At 66.1% G+C, this 24,007-nt stretch carries 19 protein-coding genes; 6 read left to right on the top strand and 13 right to left on the bottom strand.

Features of this window, described 5'->3' with window-relative positions; all coding sequences use genetic code 11:
* Positions 1-88: 88 nt before the first annotated feature.
* Positions 89-763, bottom strand: a complete 675-nt coding sequence (locus tag A5785_RS04925) for a histidine phosphatase family protein (RefSeq protein WP_049700219.1) — start codon at positions 761-763, stop codon at positions 89-91.
* A complete protein-coding gene (gene pheA, locus A5785_RS04920; protein WP_049700220.1) occupies positions 763-1,755 on the bottom strand; it encodes a prephenate dehydratase in 993 nt (330 codons plus the stop codon). Before pheA ends, A5785_RS04925 begins: the two co-directional genes overlap by 1 nt.
* 227 nt (positions 1,756-1,982) lie before the next feature.
* Here pheA and A5785_RS04915 point away from each other — a divergent pair, with 227 nt between their 5' ends.
* From A5785_RS04915 to A5785_RS23450, 4 genes are all read left to right on the top strand, one after another.
* Positions 1,983-2,786: a DUF2470 domain-containing protein gene (locus A5785_RS04915; RefSeq protein WP_049700221.1), complete on the top strand. Its 804-nt coding sequence runs from the start codon at positions 1,983-1,985 to the stop codon at positions 2,784-2,786.
* Positions 2,787-3,132: 346 nt separating this feature from the next.
* Positions 3,133-3,948: a CPBP family intramembrane glutamic endopeptidase gene (locus A5785_RS04910; protein ID WP_049700222.1), complete on the top strand. Its 816-nt coding sequence runs from the start codon at positions 3,133-3,135 to the stop codon at positions 3,946-3,948.
* Positions 3,949-4,570: 622 nt separating this feature from the next.
* Positions 4,571-5,656: an LCP family protein gene (locus A5785_RS23955; RefSeq protein ID WP_420841312.1), complete on the top strand. Its 1,086-nt coding sequence runs from the start codon at positions 4,571-4,573 to the stop codon at positions 5,654-5,656.
* Positions 5,657-5,735: 79 nt separating this feature from the next.
* Positions 5,736-7,403 carry an AAA family ATPase gene (locus A5785_RS23450; RefSeq protein WP_420841310.1) on the top strand — a complete coding sequence of 556 codons (1,668 nt, stop codon included), beginning with the start codon at positions 5,736-5,738 and terminating at the stop codon, positions 7,401-7,403.
* Between the two features lie 17 nt (positions 7,404-7,420).
* Here A5785_RS23450 and A5785_RS04890 read toward each other — a convergent pair whose 3' ends face one another.
* The 8 genes from A5785_RS04890 to A5785_RS04855 all read right to left on the bottom strand — a co-directional run bounded on the left by A5785_RS04890 (position 7,421) and on the right by A5785_RS04855 (position 18,416).
* Positions 7,421-7,978, bottom strand: coding sequence for an RNA polymerase sigma factor (locus A5785_RS04890; protein WP_049700224.1), 558 nt, complete (start codon positions 7,976-7,978; stop codon positions 7,421-7,423).
* Positions 7,979-8,090: 112 nt separating this feature from the next.
* Positions 8,091-8,507 (bottom strand): hypothetical protein, encoded by a 417-nt coding sequence (locus A5785_RS04885; protein WP_049700225.1) that lies wholly within the window; start codon positions 8,505-8,507, stop codon positions 8,091-8,093.
* An 81-nt stretch (positions 8,508-8,588) separates the two neighbouring features.
* Entirely contained in the window at positions 8,589-9,005 is a 417-nt protein-coding gene (locus A5785_RS04880; RefSeq protein ID WP_049700226.1) for a CD225/dispanin family protein, read from the bottom strand.
* A 118-nt stretch (positions 9,006-9,123) separates the two neighbouring features.
* On the bottom strand, positions 9,124-11,385 hold the full coding sequence (locus tag A5785_RS04875) for an ATP-binding cassette domain-containing protein (protein WP_049700227.1): 2,262 nt from the start codon (positions 11,383-11,385) through the stop codon (positions 9,124-9,126).
* Between the two features lie 166 nt (positions 11,386-11,551).
* A complete protein-coding gene (locus A5785_RS04870; RefSeq protein WP_049700228.1) occupies positions 11,552-13,141 on the bottom strand; it encodes a hypothetical protein in 1,590 nt (529 codons plus the stop codon).
* Between the two features lie 111 nt (positions 13,142-13,252).
* Positions 13,253-15,157, bottom strand: coding sequence for an Hsp70 family protein (locus A5785_RS04865; protein ID WP_049700229.1), 1,905 nt, complete (start codon positions 15,155-15,157; stop codon positions 13,253-13,255).
* Positions 15,154-16,587, bottom strand: coding sequence for a GTPase (locus tag A5785_RS04860; protein ID WP_049700230.1), 1,434 nt, complete (start codon positions 16,585-16,587; stop codon positions 15,154-15,156). Before A5785_RS04860 ends, A5785_RS04865 begins: the two co-directional genes overlap by 4 nt.
* The gene (locus tag A5785_RS04855; protein WP_049700231.1) at positions 16,584-18,416 is read right to left on the bottom strand and encodes a dynamin family protein; all 1,833 of its coding nucleotides are present in this window, start codon (positions 18,414-18,416) and stop codon (positions 16,584-16,586) included. Before A5785_RS04855 ends, A5785_RS04860 begins: the two co-directional genes overlap by 4 nt.
* 336 nt (positions 18,417-18,752) lie before the next feature.
* Between A5785_RS04855 and A5785_RS04850 the strand changes: the two genes are divergently transcribed.
* Together A5785_RS04850 and A5785_RS04845 are read left to right on the top strand one after the other, a co-directional pair.
* Complete coding sequence (locus A5785_RS04850) at positions 18,753-20,000, top strand: DUF7373 family lipoprotein (protein ID WP_231895426.1); 1,248 nt, start codon at positions 18,753-18,755, stop codon at positions 19,998-20,000.
* Positions 20,001-20,004: 4 nt separating this feature from the next.
* Positions 20,005-21,291, top strand: a complete 1,287-nt coding sequence (locus A5785_RS04845) for a DUF7373 family lipoprotein (protein WP_231894315.1) — start codon at positions 20,005-20,007, stop codon at positions 21,289-21,291.
* Between the two features lie 4 nt (positions 21,292-21,295).
* On the opposite strand, the gene A5785_RS04840 is transcribed toward A5785_RS04845, so the two are convergent.
* The 3 genes from A5785_RS04840 to A5785_RS04830 form a co-directional block, all read right to left on the bottom strand.
* Complete coding sequence (locus A5785_RS04840) at positions 21,296-22,282, bottom strand: DUF5926 family protein (protein ID WP_049700233.1); 987 nt, start codon at positions 22,280-22,282, stop codon at positions 21,296-21,298.
* A 24-nt stretch (positions 22,283-22,306) separates the two neighbouring features.
* The gene (locus A5785_RS04835) at positions 22,307-23,098 is read right to left on the bottom strand and encodes a glycerophosphodiester phosphodiesterase (RefSeq protein WP_049700315.1); all 792 of its coding nucleotides are present in this window, start codon (positions 23,096-23,098) and stop codon (positions 22,307-22,309) included.
* A partial coding sequence (locus A5785_RS04830; protein ID WP_197500796.1) for a DUF4328 domain-containing protein occupies positions 23,095-24,007 on the bottom strand: 913 nt, incomplete at its 5' end. The genes A5785_RS04830 and A5785_RS04835, both read right to left, overlap by 4 nt.

Raw genomic sequence — 24,007 nt, 5'->3', positions numbered from 1 at the left:
AAAAATACACTTATGCGATCGTCGGCAGCGTCAGATGTGTATAAGAGACAGGGGTGTGCGCGACGTCCCGGCCCGCGCCCCCGGCCCCCTACCCCATCGGGTCGGCGACGAGTGGCTCGTCGACGAGTTCGAACGGGGCGCGGGTGGCGCCCCAGCGGTGCGGGACCCACAGGCCGTCGGTGTACTCCAATTCGACGGAGCCGGTGTTGGGCAAATGTGTTGCGGCCGCGAACCTTCCGTCGATACCCGCGAGGTGCGCGGCGACGAGCCTGATCGCCGCGCCGTGGCTGACAAGGTAGACGTCGCGGGCGTCGGGTCCGCTGAGATAGCGCTGCGCGAGATCGGTGACGGCCGGCAGATACCGCTCGAACACCATCGTGAGCGATTCGCCGCCGGGGATCGGGGCGTCGGGGTCGCCGGAGTACCAGCGGTCGATGATTTCGCGGAAGACACCGTGAGCCTCGTCGTCGGTGCGGTCTTCGAGCTCGCCGGCCTGCACCTCGTGCACCCCCGGCACGATATCGGCATCGGCGCCCCAGACCGACGCGATGACCTCCGCGGTCTGCTGGGCGCGGGTCGCCTGCGAACTCAGGAGCACCGGGGCGTCGGCGTCATCGGTGCGCGTGATCGGATTCTCCAAGCCGTACCGAACCGCTTGTCGCACACCGAAATCGGTGAGCGAGGCGCCCGGTAGTGCGGTGTCGAGTCGACGCATCACATTCGACGTCGTCTCGCCGTGGCGGACCAGATACAGACGGGCCATCAGTCATCACCATCCTTGACGTCGTCGCCATCTCCCAGTCCTCGACGCATCGCCGAGACCCACTCCTTGCCCGGCCGATGGTCCGGTGGCGGCGAGCCGATCACCCCGCGCGCCGTCCACGACCCCAGATACACAATGTGTTCGGCTTCGCGGTAGAGCGCTTGGAGCGCTTCGGCAACCGCGTCGTCGTCGATATGCCCGACGGCGTCGAGGAAGAATCGGTACTGCCCGGGATTGGATTCGCCGGTTTCCGGGTCGCGCCGCGGTCGAGATTCGATTCTGGTGAGATCGATTCCGCGCGAAGCGAATTGATTCATCGCCGACATGAGGCTACCGGGCTCGTTCGGCAGTTCGAGGATCACGGCGGTGCGGTCGGCGCCGGTCGGCGGCGGAGGCGACACCGGTCTGCCGACGAGAAGGAATCGCGTCGTGGCGTCGACAGCATCCGAAACTTCGTCGGCGATCACGGTCAGCTCCGACAGTTCCGCTGCCAGACGCGTGGTCACCGCGGCGTCGGCCTTACCGGCCGCGACATCTTGTGCCGCACCGGCATTCGACGACGCCACGACGAATTCAGCTCCCGGATACAGCTTTTCGACGGAGGATCGAACCTGTGCCGATGCAACGGGGTATGCGGCGATCCGCCTCACCTGCGACGCATCGATGGCCGTTGGGGCGGCGATGGCGAATGCGACGTCGAGCACGGTTTCGGCGACGACCTGCACGCGCTTGGAGCCGTCGGGGACGAGCGCGTCCATCGTCGCCGGTACCGATCCCTCGAGTGAACTCTCGATGGGCACGCACGCGAAGTCGGCGTCGCCGGAGCGGACCAACGCGATCGCAGCGGCCGGACTGGCCGCCGCAACCTTGGTCACCTCGTCGTGATCGTCGCGGCGCGGGACCCCTGCGGCACCCGTTTCGGTCGCGAGGATCTTGTCCAACGCCATCTCGGTGAAGGTCCCTGCCGGACCGAAGTACGCGAACACTGACACGACCCGAGCTTAGTCGACACAAGGTGAACATCTCCCTGACCTGCGCAGACAATCCGTCGGCCACGAAGAAACGGTCGTCCGACGCCGAGCGCAGAGAAGCCCGTCGGCCGCGCGCTCGTCAGATTCCGCGCGATCACAACCATTGACGGATCACCCGAAACGACTTTAGGTTAGGGTTACCTACTATGAGCTGGACAGCACATCAGCCGACCGGGAGTGAGCACCGCATGACACGAGCCGTCACCGACAGACCGACGGACGCCGAGGTCATCGCCACCGCATGTCGAAGGGCGGGAAGCGCGATGCTGGCCGTCGAATCGCCCGTCGAGCCTTCGCAGAGTGCACTGCACAGCCACGAAGCCGACCTCGCCACCCCGACCCAGGTCGACCTGGTCCACCTCTTCGACACACAGGCATTCGTCCTGGTCCCCACTGCGGGACCGGCGATGCGTGCGGCCGCCGAGAGTCCCGACGGCCTACCCGCGATGGTCGAGGTCACCGACTGCGCACCCATCGACCTGCGCGAACGGGTTCGCTCCCTGATCTGGCTCAATGGACGGCTGCATCACATCCCGGCCAATCTCGAACGCGACCTCGCCGTCGAGATCGCCACGGAACACCCCGACGAAGGACTCCTCGACATCGGCCACGGACGGTCGATGATGCGGCTGCAGATCGAGACCGCCGTCGTCGCGAGCGGTGCCGGCGCCGCGTCGGTTCCCGCGCACGAACTCGCTCGCGCAGAGCCGGACCCGTTCTGGGAGTACGAGAACGACTGGATCAGCCACCTCGACGCCGCGCACGCCGACATCGTCGGACAACTCGCACGTCGACTTCCGCGCCACCTCCGACAGGGCCGGGTGCGCCCACTCGGACTCGACCGCTTCGGACTGCGCTTCCGCGTCGAGGGTTCGGCAGGCGACTCCGACGTCCGACTTCCCTTCCCCCATCCGGTGAACGACGTCACCGAGCTATCGCGGGCGCTACGCAACCTGGCTGGCTGTCCGTTTATGAACAGCCTGCCGGATTAATCGAAGACCACCCCCGCCCAGTCGAATCGGAAGACCCCTCGTCTGACATCGACTGGACTGCCAGGGCGCGCGGTCGGGAGGGCTGCCCGACCGCGCGCCCGACTCTTCCCCTGGTTCCGGACCGGCCGCGCGACTCTTCCCCGGGTTCCAGCGCGTCGGCGCGACTCTTCCCCGGGTCCCGTTCCCTTCCTCGAGAAACAACGCGAGCAAAGGCACACAAGTCGAGGAAAGAATCCTTCCCCTAGTTTCTGCACGACGGCCCACACCCACCGCGGTGCTCAGCCCGACCGCGCTGGCCTCTGCTCCCGCGCCGCCTCGCCCCAGCCGGCGCCGTAGGCTGTCGGCCATGGTCGACGTGACGCGTGGGATCGCAGCGATCGTCCGACCGGCCCCGCAGCGAGTCGTTGACGTGGTCGACGACCCCCGCGAGCGACGGGCGCTGATCGTCGAACTCGTCATCGTCGGTGTGTTGACCTTCGGTTTCTCTGCGATCTCGGCCATCCTCTCGCTGATCGAGCTGCAGCTGACCAGCGGAGTCGGCAACGCTACGGTCGCGCTCAATCCGAGCCGCTCGTCCGTCGGACTGATCGATTTCCTGCGACAACTCATGAGCGTGCTCCGACTGTTCGCGATCGCCGGCCTGGGCGTCTATCTCCTGTGGCGATCCGGCCTGCGCCTGCGCGGCGTGGGACTCGCCCGCCTGAGCGGCCGCGACGTTCCACCGGGACTTGTCCTCGCTGCCGCGATCGGACTGCCCGGGTTGGCACTCGTCGCCGCAGCGCGAGCTCTCGGCATGAACGCTCATCTCGTCCCCAGCGAAGTCGACGGTCCGTGGTGGCGCTGGCCGGTGCTGATTGCCATCGCAATCGGCAACGCGGCCGCGGAGGAGATCATCGTCGTCGCCTACTTCATCACCCGCCTACGACAGCTCGGAGCGTCGGAGAACATGTCGTTGGCCGCGAGCGCTCTCCTGCGTGGGGGTTATCACCTGTACCAGGGTGTGGGCGCGGGCGTCGGGAACGTCGTGATGGGTCTCGTCTTCGGGCGCTACTACCAGCTCACCAACCGGGTGTGGCCGCTGGTCATAGCGCACGCGGTCATCGACGTCGTCGCGTTCATCGGCTACGCACTGCTCCACGATCACCTCGGTTGGGTCGGGTGAGCACTCGACGCCATCGGCCCGTGCGCTGCGTGAATGACGCTTGAGGCCTGAGCGCCCGCGTACATTTGATCTGATGAATGAGCCAGATCCGCGCTACATGCGGCGCCGCGGTGGTCCGTCGCCGCACGAGCAGCAGCCGCGGAATCCGGCGCCCACGCCACCTGGAAGAGACCGCGCTCCCGCAGGTCAGCGCCGAAATCCAGCACCTCAGCCACCCGCTGACCGCCGACCGCGCAATCCCGTGCCGCATCCGGTTCGTCAGGCCGACCCGCAGCACCACGCCCCTCGACGCGCCGCACCACCGAACGCCGCACCCCCGAACGCCGCGCCCAAAAACGCCTACGACCCCACCCGACAGGTGCCGGGTGCAGGCGGAAACGATCGAGGTCGTCGTGTCGCGGAGTACCAACCTCCGCTGGCATGGTCGGCAGCACCCGACCATGCCCAACCCCCGCAGCCGGGTCCTCGACGCCCCGCGCCTCCCGCACCCTCACGACAGCCCGCTCCACGCGGCGCTGACCACGCCAAACCCGCCGACGCAACACCCTCGCACGCGGCAGCGGGTGCAGCCGCGGGTGCCGGGGCCGCTCGCGCGTACGCGCCGACGCAGAAGCCCGAGCCGGTGTCTCCCGACGACCGCCGGTCGCGCGGCGGGTCGTCTGCTCCCCCTCGACGCCCGGATCGGGGTCAGACCGCACCCCCTGCGTCGCCACCTCGACGTGGAAAGCCACGCTTTCGTCGACCACAGCTCGGCCGACCCAGACGCATCGGCAGGATCATCCTGATCATCCTGCTCGTGATCGTCCTCGGGTCGCTGGGACTGTTCTTCTACTACGACAGCAAACTGCACCGCGTCGACGCTCTGCCCGGTTACGCCGGGCGTCCCTCCGACACCCCCGGCACCACCTGGCTGATCGTCGGCAGCGACTCCCGCGAGGGCTTGACCCAACAGCAGAAGGACGATCTCGCGACCGGAGACAGCGACGGGTCGCGGACCGACACCATCATGCTCGCGTACAAGCCCCCCAGCGGTAAGGCCACGCTGATCAGCATCCCGCGCGACCTCTACGTCGCGATCCCCGGTCAGGGCAGCTACAAGATCAACGCGGCGTACAACTTCGGCGGTCCGCAACTGCTGGCCAAAACCATCGAGCAACTCACCGGCATCCGCATCGACCACTACGCCGAGATCGGCTTCGGCGGTTTCGACACCCTCGTCGACGCTGTCGGCGGTGTGAACATCTGCATCGACCAATCGCTCCGCGACCCCAAGGCAGGACTCAACCTGACGAAGGGTTGTCACGATCTCAACGGTCAACAGGCACTCGGCCTGGTCCGCACCCGAGCATTCCCCAACGCCGACCTCGAGCGCGTGGTCAATCAACGAAAGTTCTTGTCGGCCCTGATGTCGAAGGCCACCAGCCCCGGCGTGCTTCTCAACCCGTTCCGTCTGTTCCCGTTCATCAGCGGTGCGGTCGACGGCTTGACCGTCGACAACAGCACACATCTGTGGAACCTCGGCATGCTCGGGTGGTGGCTGAGCGACGACCCGATCACCACGACCACACCGACCGGTGGGTCTGAGCTGACCGACGACGGCGACTCACTTGCCGTGGGAGACAACACCAAACAGTTCTTCGACGCAATCCGGTCTGGCAAGCAGATACCGAAGGATCTGCTGTCCGATCAGGGCGGCGCAATCGGGTGAATGACGACTACCGCGATTTCAGACTTGCGATTCCGCACCGCCACCCGCCCCGTTGTAACGTCATGGCCGAACTTCGACATTGCGAGGATGTACCGTGACGGCCGACAACCACCGAGCACCACACGTTCCGCCGTGGCTGGCGGGCCCGCCTGCCCCAGCCGGCGGCGATTCGCTGCGCGCACCCGCCGCTCCTCGGGAAACCACCGCCGCTCCGGAGGTTCGTGGATCTTCTGAGGCCACTGGGTCGTCTGAGGTCGCTGGGCCCTCTGGGGTCGCTGCATCGCCTGAAGGCCATGCTTCTGCTGAAAGCGGCACTGCCCGGCCGGATGTCGCCCCGCAAGAGCACCCACAGTCTCAAGGTGCCCACTCCGAAGCTGCACAATCTGCAGCGCCACAGTCGGAAGCTGGACCGCCGGCGCCACTGCCGAGCTGGGTTCCTGCCGCCGAGAATGAGTGGGCCGGCGACCCCGTAGCGGCACCGCAACACCCCGACGCGCCCCACTTCGCGCCGCCGCCTCGCGGCACCGTGCCACCGCACGCCGCACCAAACCACGGAGTGCCGCCTCAATCACTGCCACCGCACGCCGGACCCCCTTTCGGGGCACCCCAGCAAGGCCCACCGCAACAAGTCCCACCCCAGCAAGTCCCGCCGCAAGGTGGCGCACCCCAACAGTTCAGTGCGCCCACAGGATTCAGTGCGCCCAAAGGATTCGGTGCCCCCGCAGGATTCGGGGCGCCGCCACAGTTCGGTGCACCCGTTGCGCCGCAGGAGTACAACGCACCCGGCCTCGACTCCGGAATGCTCCTCCGAAAGGCGCGTCGACCACCACGGTCGGGCTGGCGTCGCACGGTGCACCGCATCTCCGGAGGCACCATCAGCCCCAGTGAGTCGCGAGCGACCGTGTACCACGACGAACTGGTCAGGCAGCTCAATGCGCCGGTCCACGGCGACTTCCGCATCGCGGTGCTGTCACTGAAGGGTGGCGTCGGAAAGACAACCACCACAGTGGGTCTCGGCTCGACCTTCGCCAGTCTGCGCGGCGATCGCGTGATCGCCGTCGACGCCAACCCCGACCTCGGGACGTTGTCGCAGCGGGTTCCCCAGCAGACCTCGTCGACGGTGCAGGACGTCCTCCTCGACGATCAGATCCACCGCTACTCAGATGTCCGACGACACACCTCACAGTCTGTCAGTCGACTCGAAGTCCTTGCCTCCGAACGTGATCCGGCTACGGCAGAGACTTTCGACGAGCAGGACTACCGCACGGTGATCCAGGTTCTCGAGCGCTTCTACAACATCATCCTCACCGACTGCGGTACGGGACTGTCGCATTCGGCGATGGACGGTGTCCTCGATCTCGCGCACTCGTTGATCATCGTGTCGACGGCCGCCCTCGACGGCGCACGCAGTGCCAGCGCGACCCTCGACTGGCTCGAAGCGCATGGCTACGGCCACCTGGTGTCACGGGCTGTTGTCGTCCTGAGCGGACCCCGACGTGGCAGCGCCAGCATCGATCTCACCCAACTGGCGCAACACTTCCTGGCACGGACCCGTGCCGTACAGGTGATCCCGTTCGACGAACACCTCTCCGAGGGAGCAGAAGTCGACCTCGATCTCCTCGCCAAGTCGACGCGGCGCGCGTTCGTCGAATTGGCCGCAACTGTCGCTGAGGATTTCGCCCTTGTCGGCGATCACCGCCGTCGTGACAACGTCGATCCGCGGTCGGCACAAACCTGGCAGCCGTGACGAAATCCGTACGCGCGCTATGACTCGACCGTCGTGTGCGCGCGAAGATATTGTGCGAGCTGTGTGCGCCCGCGGTTGAGTCTCGATTTCACCGTCTGCACGCCGACGCCCTGATGCTCGGCGATGTCGGCGTAGCTGAAGTCGCCGAACTCACGCAGCACAACCGCTTCGCGGATGTCGTCCGAGAGTTGTTGCAGTGCTTCGCGTAATTGATCGCGCAGCGCTATCTGCTCATCGAATCGGGGTGCCGAATCGTCGGCGTCGAGGGTCACCGGCGCCTCGGGGTCGCTGAAGTCGGTGAGGGTGGTGTTCGCCTTGCGCTTGCGGATCAGTGCGAGCGCATTGTTGGCGGCGATCCGGTGCATCCAGGTGGAGAATCTCGCCTCGCCGCGGAACTTGTCGAGGTTGCGCCACGCGGCGAGCAACGTTGCCTGGAGCGCGTCCTCGGCGTCGTGCTGATTGCCGCAGATCTGTAGGCAGACGGCCCAGATCTGGTTGCGATGGCCATTGACCAGATCCGCGAAGGCGCGTTGGTCGCCGTCGCGTGCCTGCATCACGAGTACCGCTTCGTCCACAGATGCTCCCGATCAATCAAACGCCTCCGCACCGGTGACAGATATGCCACCGGTGCGAAGACGTGTGCGGTCTTCGAAATTCAGCTCATCGAGCATTGTGCTCATGCGGCGCTCACAGGTGGTAGTCGCCCCCGTCGTGATGTCCACTACCACCGTCGTGATCGCCGTAATCGCCCTCGGCGAGGTCGACGTCGTGCCCGGTTGAATCGTCGTGCTGCAACGTCGGATCGTCGTCGCCATGCAGGACCGCGGGGTCTGCCGACACAGCACCACCGTCGTCGTGGCCGCCCTGATGTTGGTCGTCACCGTCTTGACCGTTTTCGTGATACACGCCGTCTTCGACGACGACGTCGTCGTCAGCGGGCACGTTGGGCTCGTCGTCCATGTCGGGGACGGTGCTGTCGTCTGCGGGAGCATCCGACTCGAATGCAGCGGACAGCGCGTGCTCGAACACCCCGGGCGGAGGGGCCTGCACGTCGTCGGGCGAGATGCCCAGCGCAGTCAGGATGGAGTCGTCATCAGCGCTCATCCGTATCTCCTTCGTTCGTAGCAGGCGGCTGTCGGTTCCACTGCGCGCCGGCTTTCTCGGTTAGATGCTGCCAGGTGTGTGTCAGCCTTGGTACGCCGACATCGATGACACCGCCGATGCGATCACCACGACGTAGAGCACGATCGTGAGTACGAACCCCACCCCGAACATGATCAGGGCGTACTTTCCGAGCTTCTTTGCCTGGTCGGACGCGTGCTGCGCACCGACGCGGTCGCCCGAGATCCACAGCGTCGAGACCCTGCCCGCGTGCCCGAAGGCCGCGAAGGCCAGCGGCCAGAAGAAGATCAGCGCCGCGGCGGCCCAACCCATGTTCGACGACGGGCACGCCGTCGAAGGGCTCTCCTGCACCGGCGGACGCTGCACACCGGAGGCATTCATGTCACGACCCGACGGCCTCATCACGGTGGTGCGGTCATCGAGTCCGACCTGGGCAGCGGCACGGTAAGCGGGCATCGGCTGGTTCTGGTTGGGGTACATCGGATCTCCTCGGCTCGTTCGGTGCGCTTCTCGCACCGTCAGAGATTGGATGCGCCGAGACCCTCCGAATGTGCCGCGCGGCGTCGAAGAATCTCTGTGACATGGGTCACTCTGGTGTTCATCGTTTCAACTGGAGCTTGGACGCCGTGTACGCGATCAGGAGTACGCCGAGTAGCGTGAGCGCACTTGCGGTCAGAAGCGCGTTGCCGAATGCGGGCTCCCAGAGGTGCGCCCCGCGCGTCTGTGGGGCCAGCGGCGCGATCGATGGCAGGTCCACCGCCATCGCCGACGCGGCGTACCCCCAGTACGACGGGAAGAGCCACGCGAGCTGCGACAGTCCCGGTGCGCTGAGTCGAAAGAGCCCGCCGCAGAACACCAATTGTGAGATGACGAGGATGACCAGGGGCGGCATTGTTTGTTCGTTGGACTTCACGGTGGCCGAGATAGCAAGTCCGACAACCGTACTCACGCATGCGATGGCCGCGACCGCACCGAGCAACTCGACAGGCGCCGCCCCCACGACACCTCCGGACGGCAGTCCCTTGCCCAGATAGCAGATCACCACCATCGTCGTCGACTGCGCGATCGCCACGCCGAAGTAGACCCCGACCTTGGCGGTCAGGTACGAGCCGGGGCGAAGTCCTACTGCGCGTTCGCGTTCGAAGATGTCGCGTTCACCGACGAGGTCGCGGACCGTCAGCGCCGTGCCCATGAAACAGGCTCCGATCACCATGATGACGAGAACCTGAAGCGATTCTCCCGCGGTGTTCTGAGCCGTGTTGACGCCGAAACCGGCACTGCCGGGGATCACCAACGTCAGCAGCCCCAAGACGAGCGGCATCACCACGAGAAAGGCAAGGTATCCGGGATCGGCGAGAATCAGTCGCAGCTGGCGGCGGGCAATGGTGCTCGCCTGGCGCTGAGCACTGGTCTGGGGAGACGTCCGCACAACCCGTGTGCTCGGCGTCGATTGGTGCCGATGCGAGGCGTGCCCGTTGGTTCGCGCGAGATGCCTGCGATAGGCATCGTCGGGATGGCTTGCCACGTAGGAGAATATCTCGGCCCAATCGCTGTTTCCCATCGCGGGAGCCACCTCGTCGGGGCGGCCGCGGAAGGCCGTCTTGCCGCCGGGTGCGAGCAACAGCACCTGATCGCACATGGCGAGGTGCGTCAGCGAATGCGTGACAACGATGACCGTGCGCCCCGCGTCGGCGAGTCGACGCAGCGTCGTCATGACCTGCCTGTCGAGTGCCGGATCGAGGCCGGACGTCGGCTCATCGAGGATGAGAAGTGAAGGGCCGGTGAGCAATTCCATCGCCACCGAGGCTCGTTTGCGTTGACCGCCGGATAGCGCGTCGACTCGGGTGTCGAGGTGCTCGGACAGTTGGAGCTCATCGAGCACCCCCGCGATCACGCGGTCGCGCTCGGATTCGGGCAGGTCCTCCGGGAGCCGAAGCTCGGCTGCGAACCGAAGTGCCTGCCGCAGAGTCAGTTTGCGGTGCAGCACGTCGTGCTGGGGCACCATGCCGATGCGCGTGCGCAGCGACTCGTACTCCGCGTGGACGTCGTGACCGTCGAACAACACCCGCCCCGACGTGGGAGCGGTCAGGCCGGCGACAATCTTCGACAGGGTCGACTTGCCTGCACCGGATGGGCCGACGAGTGCTGTCAGCGTTCCCGGCCCGGCGACCAGATCGACGTCGTGGAGGAGTTCTTTGGTGCGGTCGACGACGAGCCCGATGCCCTCGACCTGCAACCCTCCCCAGGCAGTGTTGGACCCGACTGCACTGATCCCCGCTGCGAGGAGATCGCCGCCTCGAACGATGAGGTCGGTGTTGCCGACGGTGACCAGGTCGCCGTCGGTGACCGCGGCTCGCCCAAATATCCTGTGTCCGTTGACGAAAGTGCCGTTGACACTGCCGAGATCCTCGAGATGCCGTTCGCCGGGTCCGACGACCAGGCGAGCATGTCGTCGAGACACGAGCACGTCGTCGACGGCGAGATCGTTGGTCGGGCCACGTCCGATGAGCGTCACCGACGGGTTGTCGGAGGGTGAACCGTGCTCGACCTCTTCGGTCGCGAGCGCGACGACGAGAATCGGCGCCGATGCCGGCGGTCCGAGGTGCACCGACGTCGTCGAGGTGATCGGAAAGTCGACGACCAATGCACCCGACACGACCAGCGTCGCCCCGTCGACACTCACGAGATGCCATGTGTCATCACGCCATTCGATCGCGAGGTGGTGTTCGCGTACATCCCGGTGATCGACGACGATGTCGTTGTCGAGCGCCGCTCCCACTGTCAACCGCGTCGTGTCACCGAGCGCGTACACACACGATTCGACACTCACGCTTCCGGGCATGGGAACAGTGGTTGTCATGGAAGGTCCGCCTTCTCGATGGGTGAACGACGCTCAGGCGCCGCGACCGACACCGGGCGGCAGCCCCGCGATCTGCGATGGGGCTGCCGCCCGGTGCGGCCCGAATGTGTGGTGTCCGGCGACTGGACGACAGGTCGAACTCCGCCTCGACCAGACGACCTGCCGATCAGACGGAAACGTCTCCGTGGTGATCGTCGTGCGCACCGTGGTCGTCGTAGGTATCCGAATCGGTGCCGTACGTCTCGTGCGAGTCGTCGTGTGCCGACGGATCGGACGCGCCGTCGGGGCCACCGTAGACGTAGCTCACGGTGTCGGCGTTGCCGTCACCATCGGCGTCGGTGAGCACGGTGTCGGCAACGCCGTCGTTGTCGACGTCGAGAACGGTGGTGTCGAACTTGCCGTCGTGATCACTGTCGATGAGCTTCACGTCGGCGGTGCCATCCCCGTCGACGTCAATGGTCGCGCTGTCGACTTTGCCCTGCTCGTCGAACGTATCGACCTCGCGGACCTGGCCGTGCTCGTCGGTGATCGTGCGAAGGTCCGCGACCCCGTCGCCATCGGTATCCGATTCGAAGACGGTTGTGCCGTTCTCGCCCGCATACGCAACCGTGTCCATCTTGCCGTCGCCATCGGTATCTCCCTCGAGGAGAGTGACGTTGCCCTCGCTGTCGAGGTAGGCGTTCACCTGATTGCCGTCGTCGTCGCTGAGGTGCACGACGTCGACGTTGCCGTCGCCATCGACGTCAACAGTCGAATCAGCGTGCAGCCCGGTCTGCGACTCCACCGCGGACTTCTCGGACTCCTGCGGCGCAGCATCCTTCGTCGGCGCCTCGGCTTCGGTCGGCGCGGCAGCGTCGGTCGGTGCGGCATCCTCGGCCGGTGCCTCAGCTTCGGTCGGTGCAGCAGCGTCAGTCGGGGCTGCAGCGTCAGTCGGGGCAGCGGACTCTGTCGGTGCAGCAGCATCATCGGCCGGTGCCTCCGCATCCTCAGCCGGTGCAGCAGGCTCGCTCGGTGCAGCAGCGTCCTCAGCCGGTGCAGCATCCTCGGCCGGTGCAGCATCCTCAGCCGGTGCAGCATCCTCAGCCGGTGCAGCATCCTCAGCCGGTGCAGCGTCCTCGGCCGGTGCAGCAGCATCCTCGGCCGGTGCAGCAGCGTCATCAGTCGGTGCAGCGTCATCAGCCGGCGCGGCATCCTCGGCCGGCGCGGCGTCCTCGGCCGGCGCCTCCGCGTCCTCGGCCGGTGCCGGGTCCGAGGGCGATGAGTTCTCGGACTGGGCGTCGGCAGGGCTTGCCTGGGCGTCCGGGGCGGACTTCTCGTCGTAGGGCTCGTCCGGACTGATACTCGGCTTTGCGTCCTGCTCGGACGTCGAGGCAGTGGCCTCAGTGGGCTCAGTGCTGGAATCCTCAGTGCTCGAATCCTCGGCGCTCGGGGCCTCGGTGCTCGAATCCTCGGCAGTCGGGGCCTCCGTGCTCGGAGGCTCGGTGCTCGAATCCTCGCTCGGAGCCTCAGTGCTCGAATTGTCAGCGTTCGAGTACTCCCCGTTGGCGGATAGCGTTCCCGCGGGCTCGCCGTTCCGCGTGTAGCTGATGTCGCCGTTGTCCTCGAAGGTTGCGACGATCTTGTTTCCGGCGTCGTCTTGCATCTCGACCTTCTCGGGAGTCCCGTCCTTGTCGGCGTCTTCGACGGAGACGACGGTCAAGTTGCCTTCGACCTCGATGTTGTCGGCGATGTTGCCGGGATCTCGGGTCTCGCTCATGTCCGACTTCTTTCTCTCGAGCCCGTCATCTCGAGCGGGCTTACTGATGCGTGCAGGGTTTGGACGCTTTCAGGGATTGGATGCGACCGGATGCGTGGAATGTTCCGCGGATCAGGAAATCAATCCGGCGCGACTCAGATACGTCTTGCCGTCGGCGACCGATTCGAGTCCGAACGTGGTCACCTGGAGGTTGGTCGACGTGTTCGCGTAGGTCGCGATGTACGACTTGGTGCCGCCGTCCGGCTTGATCTCCGCTGCCGACACGCGAGCGGAATCCTCGACCAGCGTGCCCTTCCCGTCGCTCTGGGTTCCGTTGCGGAGCGAGGTGATCGAGCTCTGCGCTCCCGTGGAGTCAGACGAAAAGCTGACGAACCCGTCGATTCCCCCGTAGGACTTCTTCTCGAAGAACGACCCCAACGGTCCGTCCTCCTTGATGTTGCACATCATGGAGAGCGCGCCATTGGTGGTGAAGTCGCTCTTGCGGCAATCTTCGACGCCGTCCTGCAACGCCGAGGGCAGGAGGCTGTAGAGCTGCTTCTCATCTGTGACGATCGCACTACCATTCGCCGCCGTCTGCGTGGCGGCCGTCGAGCTTTGCGCCGCTTGGTTCGGATTGTCATCTCCGCCACCACGATTCGCGAGCGCAATACCACCGACCACGATGCCGGCCACCGCGACGACCGCGACACCGACGAGCGCGACCCGACCCCACTTTCGTCCGCCCGACGACGGCGGTGTCGGCGACGGCGTCGCCGCAGCGCGCTGCCCGGCGGGCGCCTGCGATGCACCGGCGGGATATCGGCCGTCTGCAGCCTGCTGCGCGGTCGGCGCCATCAGGTCGGCTGCGGCCGGGGCGGCCGGACGCTCACGGGTGTCGGCAGCACGATCGCCGACCGCTGTCACCAAAGCGCCCTGTGCAACAACGGTTTTCGGGTCGTCGAGCGTGGCGACGGGACCGATTTCACCGAGCCGCTGCTGGATGAGCGGAATCCTCGACGACCCGCCCGTCAGGTACAGGGCTGTCAACTGTTCCGGATGCGTGATCCCGGCGTCGAGCAGCGTTGCCCTGGTCAGACGCAACGCCTGCTCGGCTGCCGGCGCGATCAGTTCGTCGAATTCGTCGCGGGTGATCTGTAGGGTTTGCCGACCCTGCGGTGTGTTGTTGATCGTGATGGTCGCCGAGGGCGCTTCGGACAGCAGCTCTTTGGCGCTGCGGATGGACTCCTGCAGGCTCTGCATGACGTCGACCGGCGCACGTCGACGCAGCCACTCGACCAGTTCAGGGTCGCGGTCGGCGAGCCGTTGCTCCACCCATCGCTGGATCAGCGCATCGATGTTCTTGCCACCAAGGCCGTTGTCACCGCGCGCAGCGATCACCTGGAACGCGTTCGGCCCGGTCACTGTGAGTACCGCGATGTCGAGGGTGCCGCCGCCGAAGTCGAAGACGGCGATCCGCGCTCCGGGCTGCATGGCGTGTGATCGGCTGTAATGCGCTGCGGCAGCGCGTGGTTCGGAGATGGTCGTGATGCGCGAGCCGTCGATGCCCGCACGCATCGCCGCCTCGGCGAGTACGCCGACCTGCTGTGGCGCCCACGCCTCGGGATGGGTCAGGACGACCTGCGCCGGCAATTGCCCCGCGTGCGCTGCTTTGCCGCGGGAGATGATCGCCGACATCACCGCGGCCACCGGCAGCGCCGACGGCATCGTGTAGCCGGCGATCACCGTCGTGGGGGCACCCGTGATCAGTCGCTTGGGAGAGGCGACGAAACCGACCGGATTCTGCTGCGCGAGGTTGCGCGCGGGCTCACCGACGGAAATCCGTTCGGGGGACGCGACATACACGCTCGACGGCATCAGATTGCTCGTATGCGAGAGCGACAGCGTCTCGATACTTCCGCTTGTCGCACCCGAATGCGCGGCAGCGGAATTCGACGTACCGAAGTCGATGGCGAGAATCCAGGTCGGTGACATATGCGTGTGGGTGTCCTGTGTGTTGCTCGGTGAGCGGTTGCTCATCTGGTGGCGGTCGGTGTGGTCAACGGGGTGTAGCTGCGGATCAGGGTGACGATGGCGGCATCCTCTGCCGCTGAGCTCGTGGCGAGTGAACGCTGGTGCGCGATCGCCAGACGACGCTGTGCCTCTGCGGCGACGGCATGCGACGGTGCGGATGGGGGTAGCCCGACGCGCCCGGCCGCTGAAGTTGCACGGAGGATGGTGTGCAGTTCCTCGGTGACCGCCGCGTTGGGGTCGGTACGGAGCATGCGCTGGTAGTCCTCGAGGACGGTGACCAGATGCAACTCCGGCTTGTTGCGAAGTTCCATCGTGAGCGTCCGAATGTGATCGCGCGCCGGATGGGTGAAAGCCAACTGATCGAGTCGGGCAAGAATACGGTGTGCCCGATGCAGAACGGCATACCGGGCTATCGACGTGGTCAATTCGCCACGCAACTGACCGATACCCGACAGCGACATCAGCCAGGCATTGAGCTCCGACGCTCCGCGCGCGGCGATCTGGCGACCGTTGAGCACGCCGTATTCCCCGAGTAGGCCGAGCAAGCGCGCGCGTACCTGCGGCGACAGTTCACTGCGGACGTCGTCGTTGTCGAATGTGCGCACCACGTCGAGCCTGGACAACGGCGCGAGCCGCGCCAACGCCGCCGCTAGATCCTCGGTCAGCATGCCGGTGTGGCTGGTTTGGGCCATGAGTCCGGAAATCGCCACGACGTCGCTGACCGTCTCCGACAACTGCTTGGCCAGAACGCGCGCGTGGTCGGCGGCGTACGGAATCGGGTCGCGTCGTCCGAGTGCGCCCTCGCCGAACGAATCGGCTCGCGACAACACTCCGAGCATGTTGAGCGGAGTGAATGGGAGCTGGGAGAGGAACTCGATCTCGTCGGTGCGCGGCGCGGCGTCGAACAGAAAGACCGCGGCGTCGGCGTCGATGGACGCCGTGCGCGTCTGCTCGAACCCGTCGATCACGGCGCGCCTCGTCGCCGAGTCGTTTTCGGTTGTCAGCGTCGACAATCCGGGCGTGTCGATCAGCGTGAGCTGGCGCAACGACGCCGACGGCATCCACCGCTCGACAAACTGGATCTCCGACGACGGCAGCGGTAGGTCGACCGGCTGATGAGCCGCGACGGCGACGCGATGGCGTCGGCCGTCGATTCCGACGATCTCGGCACGCGACGGGCTGCCATCGGAGTAGACGGTGACGACGTTGGTGGCCTCGAGCGCAGCGGTTTCGGCGACCGGCGCCCCGATCAGCGCGTTGACCAGCGTCGACTTACCGGCCTTCAGCCGTCCGACGATGACCACGCGGGGCGGCGACCACAGGATGGTGCCGATCGAGTTGGCGTGCTCGACGAGGTCGCCACCGAGACCGGCGAGTTGTCGCAGACCGCGATCGAGAGCGGCGTGCACCGGATCGTTGCCGGAGGACGTGGTCATCGTTTCACCTGAGCCAGGTACTTCTCGGCCGAGGCGATCCGCTTGTCGACAACCTCGAGGTTCGACGTCAGACGAGTGACGGTCTTGTCGCGCGACGCGGAGTCGGACTGCGCCGCCTTCTGAACCTCGTTGATCGTGTTCTGCAGGGTCTCGATGTTCTCACGCAGATAGTTTCGATAGCGGATGACGATCTCGGGCCGCGCCTGCGCGACGGCACTCTCGAGGAGGCGACCGGTTGCTGCCTTCGTCGCTCCGATGGTCTCCCGCAGCCAGGTCAGCAGGTTCGCTTTGCCTGCTCGGATCGCGCGGAAACCCAGATTCACGCCGACCCACACCGTGCCGACCACGACGCCGACACCCATCAGAGCGCTCAGTCCGAGTATTCCGCCGAGCGTCGATGATCCGACGACACCCATCGTCAGCAGCGTCGGATCGAGCAGACCGTGCCGCTTGCTCGCGACCTGATGTGTCTCGATTCGCTTGTCCTGCATGGATTCGACGATCTGCGAGCGCAACTCTTCCCACACGGTGGGGTCGTCGGTGAATCGTGGCGCGACCACGGTGTCGTGAAGTCGCTGCAGGAACTCGGCGAGAGTCTGCGCCATCGCCAACTGGAGGTCGGCGTGCATGTCGGCGGTGAACTTCTGTTCGCTGCGGCGCAGCACCTGCATGCCGTGCTTGTTGACGTACAGCGTCCACTTGTCGCGCACGTCGTCGAGGCGTCGTTCGAGACCATCGACCGCCTGCTGCCGCAGCAACGTGAGGTCACGGGCGAGGTACTGCTCCCACTCGCGTGCCTGCTCCTGCAATTCGGTGAGCCTGTCCCGCTCAGCAGTGAGGTCGGGCAGCGCCTTCGCGCCGGCCTGCACGGCGTCGAGTTCACGAGAGATCTTGGAGCGCAACACCTTCAGACCTTCGAGGCAGGTGCGCACCGCGTCGGCCTCCGGGAGCTCGGCCGCGGCGTCGAGTCGTCGGGTGAGTTCGGAACGCAACGTCGCGATGCCGCTCTCGTGCTCCAGCCGCTCCTGCTCTGCGGGGTCGGCGAGTTCGGTCGAGAGCGACGCGAGAAGGCTCGACACCCCGAAAACCGGGAATGGACGTCCGATCTCGCGGGTCAGCAGGCGCTCGTTCTCACCGACGATCTCTCGCCAGCGTCGAAGATTCTTGTCGGTTTTCGTCACCACCACGATGACCGAATCGACTGTCGACGACGCCTCGCGGACGAACTCCATCTCCGGGGCAGTCAACGGCGACGACGCGTCGCACACCAGAACCAGCACACACGCCTGCTGGGCCGACTGCGTAGCCAGTTTGGCCAACCCGACGTCGAGCCCGCCAACCCCCGGGGTGTCGACCATCGTCATGTCGGAGACGCGTGCAGTCCGCACCGCGACCGCGGCCGACGTCGGAAGCTCCTCGGCCTGTGGATCGCGGACATGTGCACCGTCGGTGGTCACCCACTGCGCGAGTTCGTCGACGGGCGTGGTCCGCGACGTCCCGGACGGAAAGAACAGCTCGGCCGTCTCGTCGACGTCGAGGGCGGAGTCGACGGTGACCGACACCGCGGTCGACGAGGTCACCTCGACACCGACGGGGCACAGATCCCGTTGCCCGACGAGGGCGTTGACCAGCGAACTCTTGCCCCGCTGCACCTCTCCGACGACCACAACCGTGCGGGCTTGCCGGTCGCGGGCGAGTTTGGCGGCGGCAACGTCGGCAAGGGTGTCCATCTTGTAGGCGCGGAGCACCGTCGAAGCGGCATCGACAATGGCCGACGCGTCGCCGGCAGCGGATTTCCGCTCCGTCGCACCCTGCGCCTGTGCAGCCATTCTCTCGCCCCGTACCCGATCGTTTATGCCTCGACGTCGCTGATGCCCGGACGTCATTCATGCCCCGACGGATTCGCCGCGGCGCCGCGTTGCCGGTACACCGCTTCCGACCGAAACCCCATCCGCGGCCCGACAGGGCGTGAGTCTAACGTCCTGCCGTTGGCACTGTGCCATCTAGATGACGTGAATGACACGGGCAGCGGTCATCGGGGCGTCGTGTACTAGCCTGCTGAGCGAAGTGAACAATTCGGTCAGTGGCCGGAACCGACCGATTGCGCAGCACCGGAGGGGGTGAACAACGTGATGGCTGGCATGCGCCCTGGAACGCGTGCGGCGATGACCAGCGCACTTGCTGCGCTGATCTTGCTCAGCGCCTGTTCTGTCGACGGGCATGCCGTGAACGACTCCGACCCTGCCGCGAGCGCAGCAATCGACGTCAAGTCGCTCGACACCGGTAAGTACCCCACCGAGCCACGCAAGCCGTTCGGCAAGCCGACCGTCGAGAATGTCCTCCAATACGAGGGGCAGCGGATGGCGCAGTTCATCGTCGCGCCCTTCGAAATCGACCGGGATCTCACTCAGATGGGCTTGCCGACACAGATGCTCTTCAGTCGGTCGAGCAACGTCAAGGCTGTTGTCGGCGAGGACGTCGGCGGAGTTCCCGCCAACGAGAACGTCTTCTACGGCTATGTCGCCTCGGCGTCGACTCCTGACAGCATGTTGCGCACCGGGACCAAGCGCTCACTGAACAATATGGTGGCGCGATACCTGACCGCGGCCGACGCCACCGCGGCCGCGAACCAGATGGCAGATGTGTACGGCAAGCGACCGAAGACCACGCCGGTTCGCCCGGCCGGATTGTCGGGAAGCCGTGTCCTGACATCCCCCGGCGGCGAGCCGGGCAACACCTCGATGGCGTCGTTCACCGCCCACAACACCTACGTGCTCGTCACCTCATACACGGTCGACGACGCTCAGAAGGACATGCTCGAGCCCGCGATCAGCAAAGCGGTCAATCTGCAGAGTGCACTGATCGATCAGTTCCCGGCGGCGCCGACCAAGGAGGAAGCGGCCGCACACACGCGGCCTTCCCAGAAGCTCCTCATGGACCAGAGCCGCGTTCTGATCTATGCGCTGCCCTACAGCGACAAGGAACTCGAAGAAGGCGATATCGCCGACACGAATATGGGCAACGTGCGAGCCGTTTACGGCCCTCGGGCGATGTCGTTCAGAAGTGACGATCCGCCCGGCACCTTCGCGCTCTTGAACGAAACCGGCTCGACGGCCAACGCGGTCGAGCGGTCGACCGTGTACCGGGCCAAGACCGCCGATGGCGCCAAGAAGATCATGGACACCCTCGCCACAGGCAACAAAACCCGCGGGCGCAAGTCGCAGCCGGCACCACCCAACCTCCCCGGCGCGCGATGCGCTCAAGAGATCGCGCGCAATCTCACCCAATACTGGTGCGAGGTTCGGGTAGGCCGCTACGTCGGCGAGGTCTTCGGCGAAGACCTCAAGGACGTACAGCAGCAGGCCTCCGCTCAGTACGTGATTCTCACCAAGGCCGATCAGAATGCGAACTAACAACATGAAGAGAGCACCGATGCGTCGTAAACACGTTGTCGCGCAGACAGTTTCACTGTTCGCCGTTGCCGCCGCACTCGCGGGGTGCACCGTCGACGGCAACGCTGTCAACGACTCCGACCCGGCAGCGAACGCGGTCGTCGACGTCAAGTCCCTCGACACCGGCAAGTACCCGACCGAACCTCGGAAACCATTCGGTGAGGCAACCGGAGACGAGGTCGTCACCTACGACGCGCAGCGGATGGCGCAGTACATCGTCGCGCCGTTCGAGATCGACGCCGACCTGACCAACATGGGTTTGCCGATGCAGGTTCTCTACAGCACGACCAATGTCCGAGCGGTCGTCGGCGACGACGTCGCAAATGTGAAGGCCAACGACGCGATCCTCTACGGCTACGTCGTTTCGGCCTCTACGCCTGACGAGACGATTCGGGCGGGCACCAAGCGGGAACTGAACAACTTCGTGACCCGCTACATCACCCCTGCCGACGCCACCGCCGCGGCGAATCAGATGGCCGACGCCTATCTCAAGCGCCCCAAGGCCACCACGGTTCGCGTCGACGGGATGTCGGGGAGCCGGGTGATCTCGGTCCCCGGGAACACCAACGGAACCACCGCCCTCGTCTCCATCACCGCGCACAACACCTACGTGCTCTTCACCTACTACCAGACGACAGACGCGCAGAAGGACCAGCTACAGCCTGCCATCAAGAAGGCCGTCGACCTGCAGACCGCACTGATCGATCAGTTCCCGGCCACGCCGACCAAGGCCGAACGGGAGGCACGCAATCAGCCCAAGAAGCAGCTGATCATGGACCAGAACCACATCCTGATCTATGCGTTGCCCTACACCGACCAGGAGATCAAGGACGCGAAGGTCAAGACGCCCAATCCGGGTAACGTCCGAGCCGTATACGGGCCGCGATCGATGTCGTTCTTCTCGTCGGATCCGCCGGCAGACTTCCGCCTGCTGAACGAGGTCGGATCGACCGCCAACGCGATGGACAGGGCAACCGTCTACCGGGCGAAGACCCCCGAGGGCGCGAAGAAGATCATGGACACCTTCGAGAATTCCAACCGTGCGCGCGGAATGAAGCCCGTGCCCGCACCCCCCAATCTTCCTGCGGCGCGCTGCCTCTCCGAGGTCACCCAGAATGTCACGGGCTATTGGTGCGAGGTCAGCTATGGCCGGTACGTGGCCGAGCTGGTCGGCACCGACCCCAAGGACGTGTACCAGCAGACCTCTGCCCAGTACGTCATCTTCACCAAAGCCGACCAGAAGGCAAACTGAGCGGTCAGCGAATCGTCACCTGGCGGGTACGCAGCCCATCTCGTGAGCTGCGCTCGTCGATGGTCAGATCGCTTGTGGCGGTGAGCGCTTCGGCGAGCCAGGCGTCGAATTGATCGAGGCCGGGATACCACTCTTCGTGGTGCATCTCGTTGTCGAGATCGAAGACGGGCACCAAGAGACCATGCGTGCGGAACGAACCGGCGAACCGCGAGCCCTCACCGAGCGTGAGGTGCCCGGCCGCGTGTAACCGCGCCAGCGCGTTCATCAGTACGTCCTCGGCTTCTGGTCGTACCCACCGAAGGTGTGCGCGATCGCCTGCGTCGACCCACCACGGAGCGCCGACGCCGCTCTTGGGGTGCAGCCTCGCTGTCGGCAGCACGGTGTCGCTCGCGCGCTCGACCATCGGAGCGATCTCGGCGGGCACCTCGGCACCGTCGGGGAACCACCACGAGAAGTCGTCGTGGACGATGATGTCCAGTGGCGCATCGGCTTTCAGAACGTCGGCGAGCGTACCGTCGTACTCCGCCGCCGGACCCGCGTACTCGTCGCCGATCTTCGCGTGCGCAGCCCATGAAATCGACTGGGCGAGAGCAGAGTTGACGTCATCCGGATCGGGATCGGTTTGCGTTGCCGCGACGCCCTGTGGCGCGGTGCGGAATTCGCGCACGACGGCGGGGACGGCACCGGGCAGGATGGTTGCCAGCAGCACCTTGTTGCGCTCGCCCGGTTTGGGGGCGGGACGGGGCGCGTTGTCGGGCATCACCGACGTAGGTTCGGGCAGCGTGGGCCCCGGCTCGATGAGGTCGAGTACCGCTGTCGCGGAACTGACGAACGACCGCAGTGCCACCAGGTCGCACTCGGCCGCAAGGCCCGCGAACGGACGGGGTGAGGGCTCGAGTGTCGCTGCAGCGCGGGCCTTTCGCGCGGCGACGCGCTCGGCTCGGTTACTCCCGGGACGCGGACCGGATCCTCGTTTGCTCTTCTTGGCCATGGGTCCACCCTCTCACGTTGGGGATCAGTCGACGGTCACCAGCCAGTCACGGACCTTGGCCGGTCGATTGGTGGCAACCCAACGCACACCGAGGTCTGCGCAGAGTTGGACGTCGGCCTGCTCGTCGACCGTCCAGCAGTACGTGACGCGTCCGGCTGCCGCGGCCTTGTCGACGATCTCGGGGTGCATGCGGAGCGTCTCGACCGAGGGTCCGATTCCGGTCGCACCGACCGCGGTCGCCGCCGAACCGCCAAGGACCCGGGCCGTGTCGCCGAGCAGGATCGTCGGCAACATCGGCGCGTGACGTCGAATCCGCCACACGCCCGCCGACGAGAACGAGATGACCACGGCGCGGCTGTGATCGGCCGACGGCGGTGTGGCAACGCCGAATTCGTGCAGCGCCTCGAGCAGTTTCTGCTCGACGAGACTTCCGAAACGGACGGGGTGCTTGGTCTCGATGAACAGCCGCACGGGGCGTCGCCAGTCGAGAGTCAGCGTGAGCAGGTCGCGCAGCGTGAGCACCGAAGCGGGCGCGTCTGCGTCGTGCCAACTGCCGAAGTCGAGCTCACGGAGCTCCGCGAGAGTCATCTCGCTGACCACACCGGAGCCATTCGACGTGCGGTCGACGGTTCGGTCGTGGATGCAGACGAGTTCGTGGTCGGCGGTGAGCCTGACGTCGCATTCGAGGCCGTCGGCACCCTGGTCGAGCGCAAGTTCGTATGCGGCGAGGGTGTGTTCCGGCGCCTGCGACGACGCGCCCCGATGCGCCACGACGGCGGGTTTTCCCGACCGCGACACCTTCTCGACGGTGCTCACGCGACCGCCACCCACCGCTTCTTGACGACGGGGTCATCGGCGACGAGGACGTTCGGCAGGTGGCGCGACGCCCAGAATGCGAACGCTGCGGACACCGCTGCGCTGATGGTGATCAAGGCGAGGGCGTCGGCGCCGGTCTGGATCGAGCCCGAGGCCAGCGAGACCGCCCAGGTGATTGCCGCCCAGATGGCCAGTGCGTTGACGAGCGCCCACGCGACCCAGAGTCGGTCGAGTGCCGCGCGCGTCATGCCGTCGACGCCTCGTTCGCGCCAGTCGTCGGCCGCCGCGTTGGCTGCCTCATGCAGCAGCAGCGGAGCCCCGATCACGTTGACCACCGGGATACCGGCCAGGACGATGATCTGCCACCGCGGGCGCGGATCGCGGCGTCCGCGGTGTCGATAAGCGTGTTCGCGCACCGCGATCAACCAGCGCACAGTGGCGACGAGGGTACTGATGACGGCGACCAGGGCGACGAGTCCAGCGAGGATGACCAGGGCGCCGCTCACGACGATCAGCCACGCCGGCAGCGGGGTGCCCCGATTGATCACCAGCAGGATGTAGCGGAGGAGATGCACCACGGCCGACGCGGCGAGGGCTCCTGCGCTGATCACGAGCGCGCTTCGCAGCGTCTCGGACGCGCGCTCAGCGGGAGCGTCGAGCCGATGTTCGTCGATGGGATCGTCGCGCAGTCCCCAGCGCGGCAGGTAGGTGTAGCGAGGGATCAGTCGTGGACCGCGATACACCTGGGGTCGACGCTGCGGAAACGATTCGGGTGGTCGCCTGGCCACCCAGCGCACGTTGCGGCTGCGGTACATGCGAGGCGCTTGGGTCTGTTGTGGACGCTGCTGGGGCGCGGGCCGCGGCGCGGCGCGGCGGTTGACCGGCGGCCCGGCGGGAGGTGCGGGGGGC

The organism is Gordonia sp. 852002-50395_SCH5434458, assembly GCF_001665905.1.
Lineage (GTDB): Bacteria > Actinomycetota > Actinomycetes > Mycobacteriales > Mycobacteriaceae > Gordonia > Gordonia jacobaea.
The sequence above is the reverse complement of the archived record's forward strand: the minus strand, read 5'-3'. Positions and strand labels throughout refer to the sequence as shown.

Excerpts from the sequence above, each read along its gene's own strand:
- A5785_RS04885 (WP_049700225.1), bottom strand. The coding sequence starts at position 8,507 with ATGAGCGCTGATGACGACTCCATCCTGACTGCGCTGGGCATCTCGCCC.
- A5785_RS04880 (WP_049700226.1), bottom strand. The coding sequence starts at position 9,005 with ATGTACCCCAACCAGAACCAGCCGATGCCCGCTTACCGTGCCGCTGCC.
- A5785_RS04840 (WP_049700233.1), bottom strand. The coding sequence starts at position 22,282 with ATGGCCAAGAAGAGCAAACGAGGATCCGGTCCGCGTCCCGGGAGTAAC.
- A5785_RS04855 (WP_049700231.1), bottom strand. The coding sequence starts at position 18,416 with ATGGCTGCACAGGCGCAGGGTGCGACGGAGCGGAAATCCGCTGCCGGC.
- A5785_RS04850 (WP_231895426.1), top strand. The coding sequence starts at position 18,753 with ATGACCAGCGCACTTGCTGCGCTGATCTTGCTCAGCGCCTGTTCTGTC.
- A5785_RS04845 (WP_231894315.1), top strand. The coding sequence starts at position 20,005 with ATGAAGAGAGCACCGATGCGTCGTAAACACGTTGTCGCGCAGACAGTT.
- A5785_RS04925 (WP_049700219.1), bottom strand. The coding sequence starts at position 763 with ATGGCCCGTCTGTATCTGGTCCGCCACGGCGAGACGACGTCGAATGTG.
- A5785_RS04860 (WP_049700230.1), bottom strand. The coding sequence starts at position 16,587 with ATGACCACGTCCTCCGGCAACGATCCGGTGCACGCCGCTCTCGATCGC.
- A5785_RS04865 (WP_049700229.1), bottom strand. The coding sequence starts at position 15,157 with ATGAGCAACCGCTCACCGAGCAACACACAGGACACCCACACGCATATG.
- A5785_RS04915 (WP_049700221.1), top strand. The coding sequence starts at position 1,983 with ATGACACGAGCCGTCACCGACAGACCGACGGACGCCGAGGTCATCGCC.
- A5785_RS04875 (WP_049700227.1), bottom strand. The coding sequence starts at position 11,385 with ATGACAACCACTGTTCCCATGCCCGGAAGCGTGAGTGTCGAATCGTGT.
- A5785_RS04910 (WP_049700222.1), top strand. The coding sequence starts at position 3,133 with ATGGTCGACGTGACGCGTGGGATCGCAGCGATCGTCCGACCGGCCCCG.
- A5785_RS04870 (WP_049700228.1), bottom strand. The coding sequence starts at position 13,141 with ATGAGCGAGACCCGAGATCCCGGCAACATCGCCGACAACATCGAGGTC.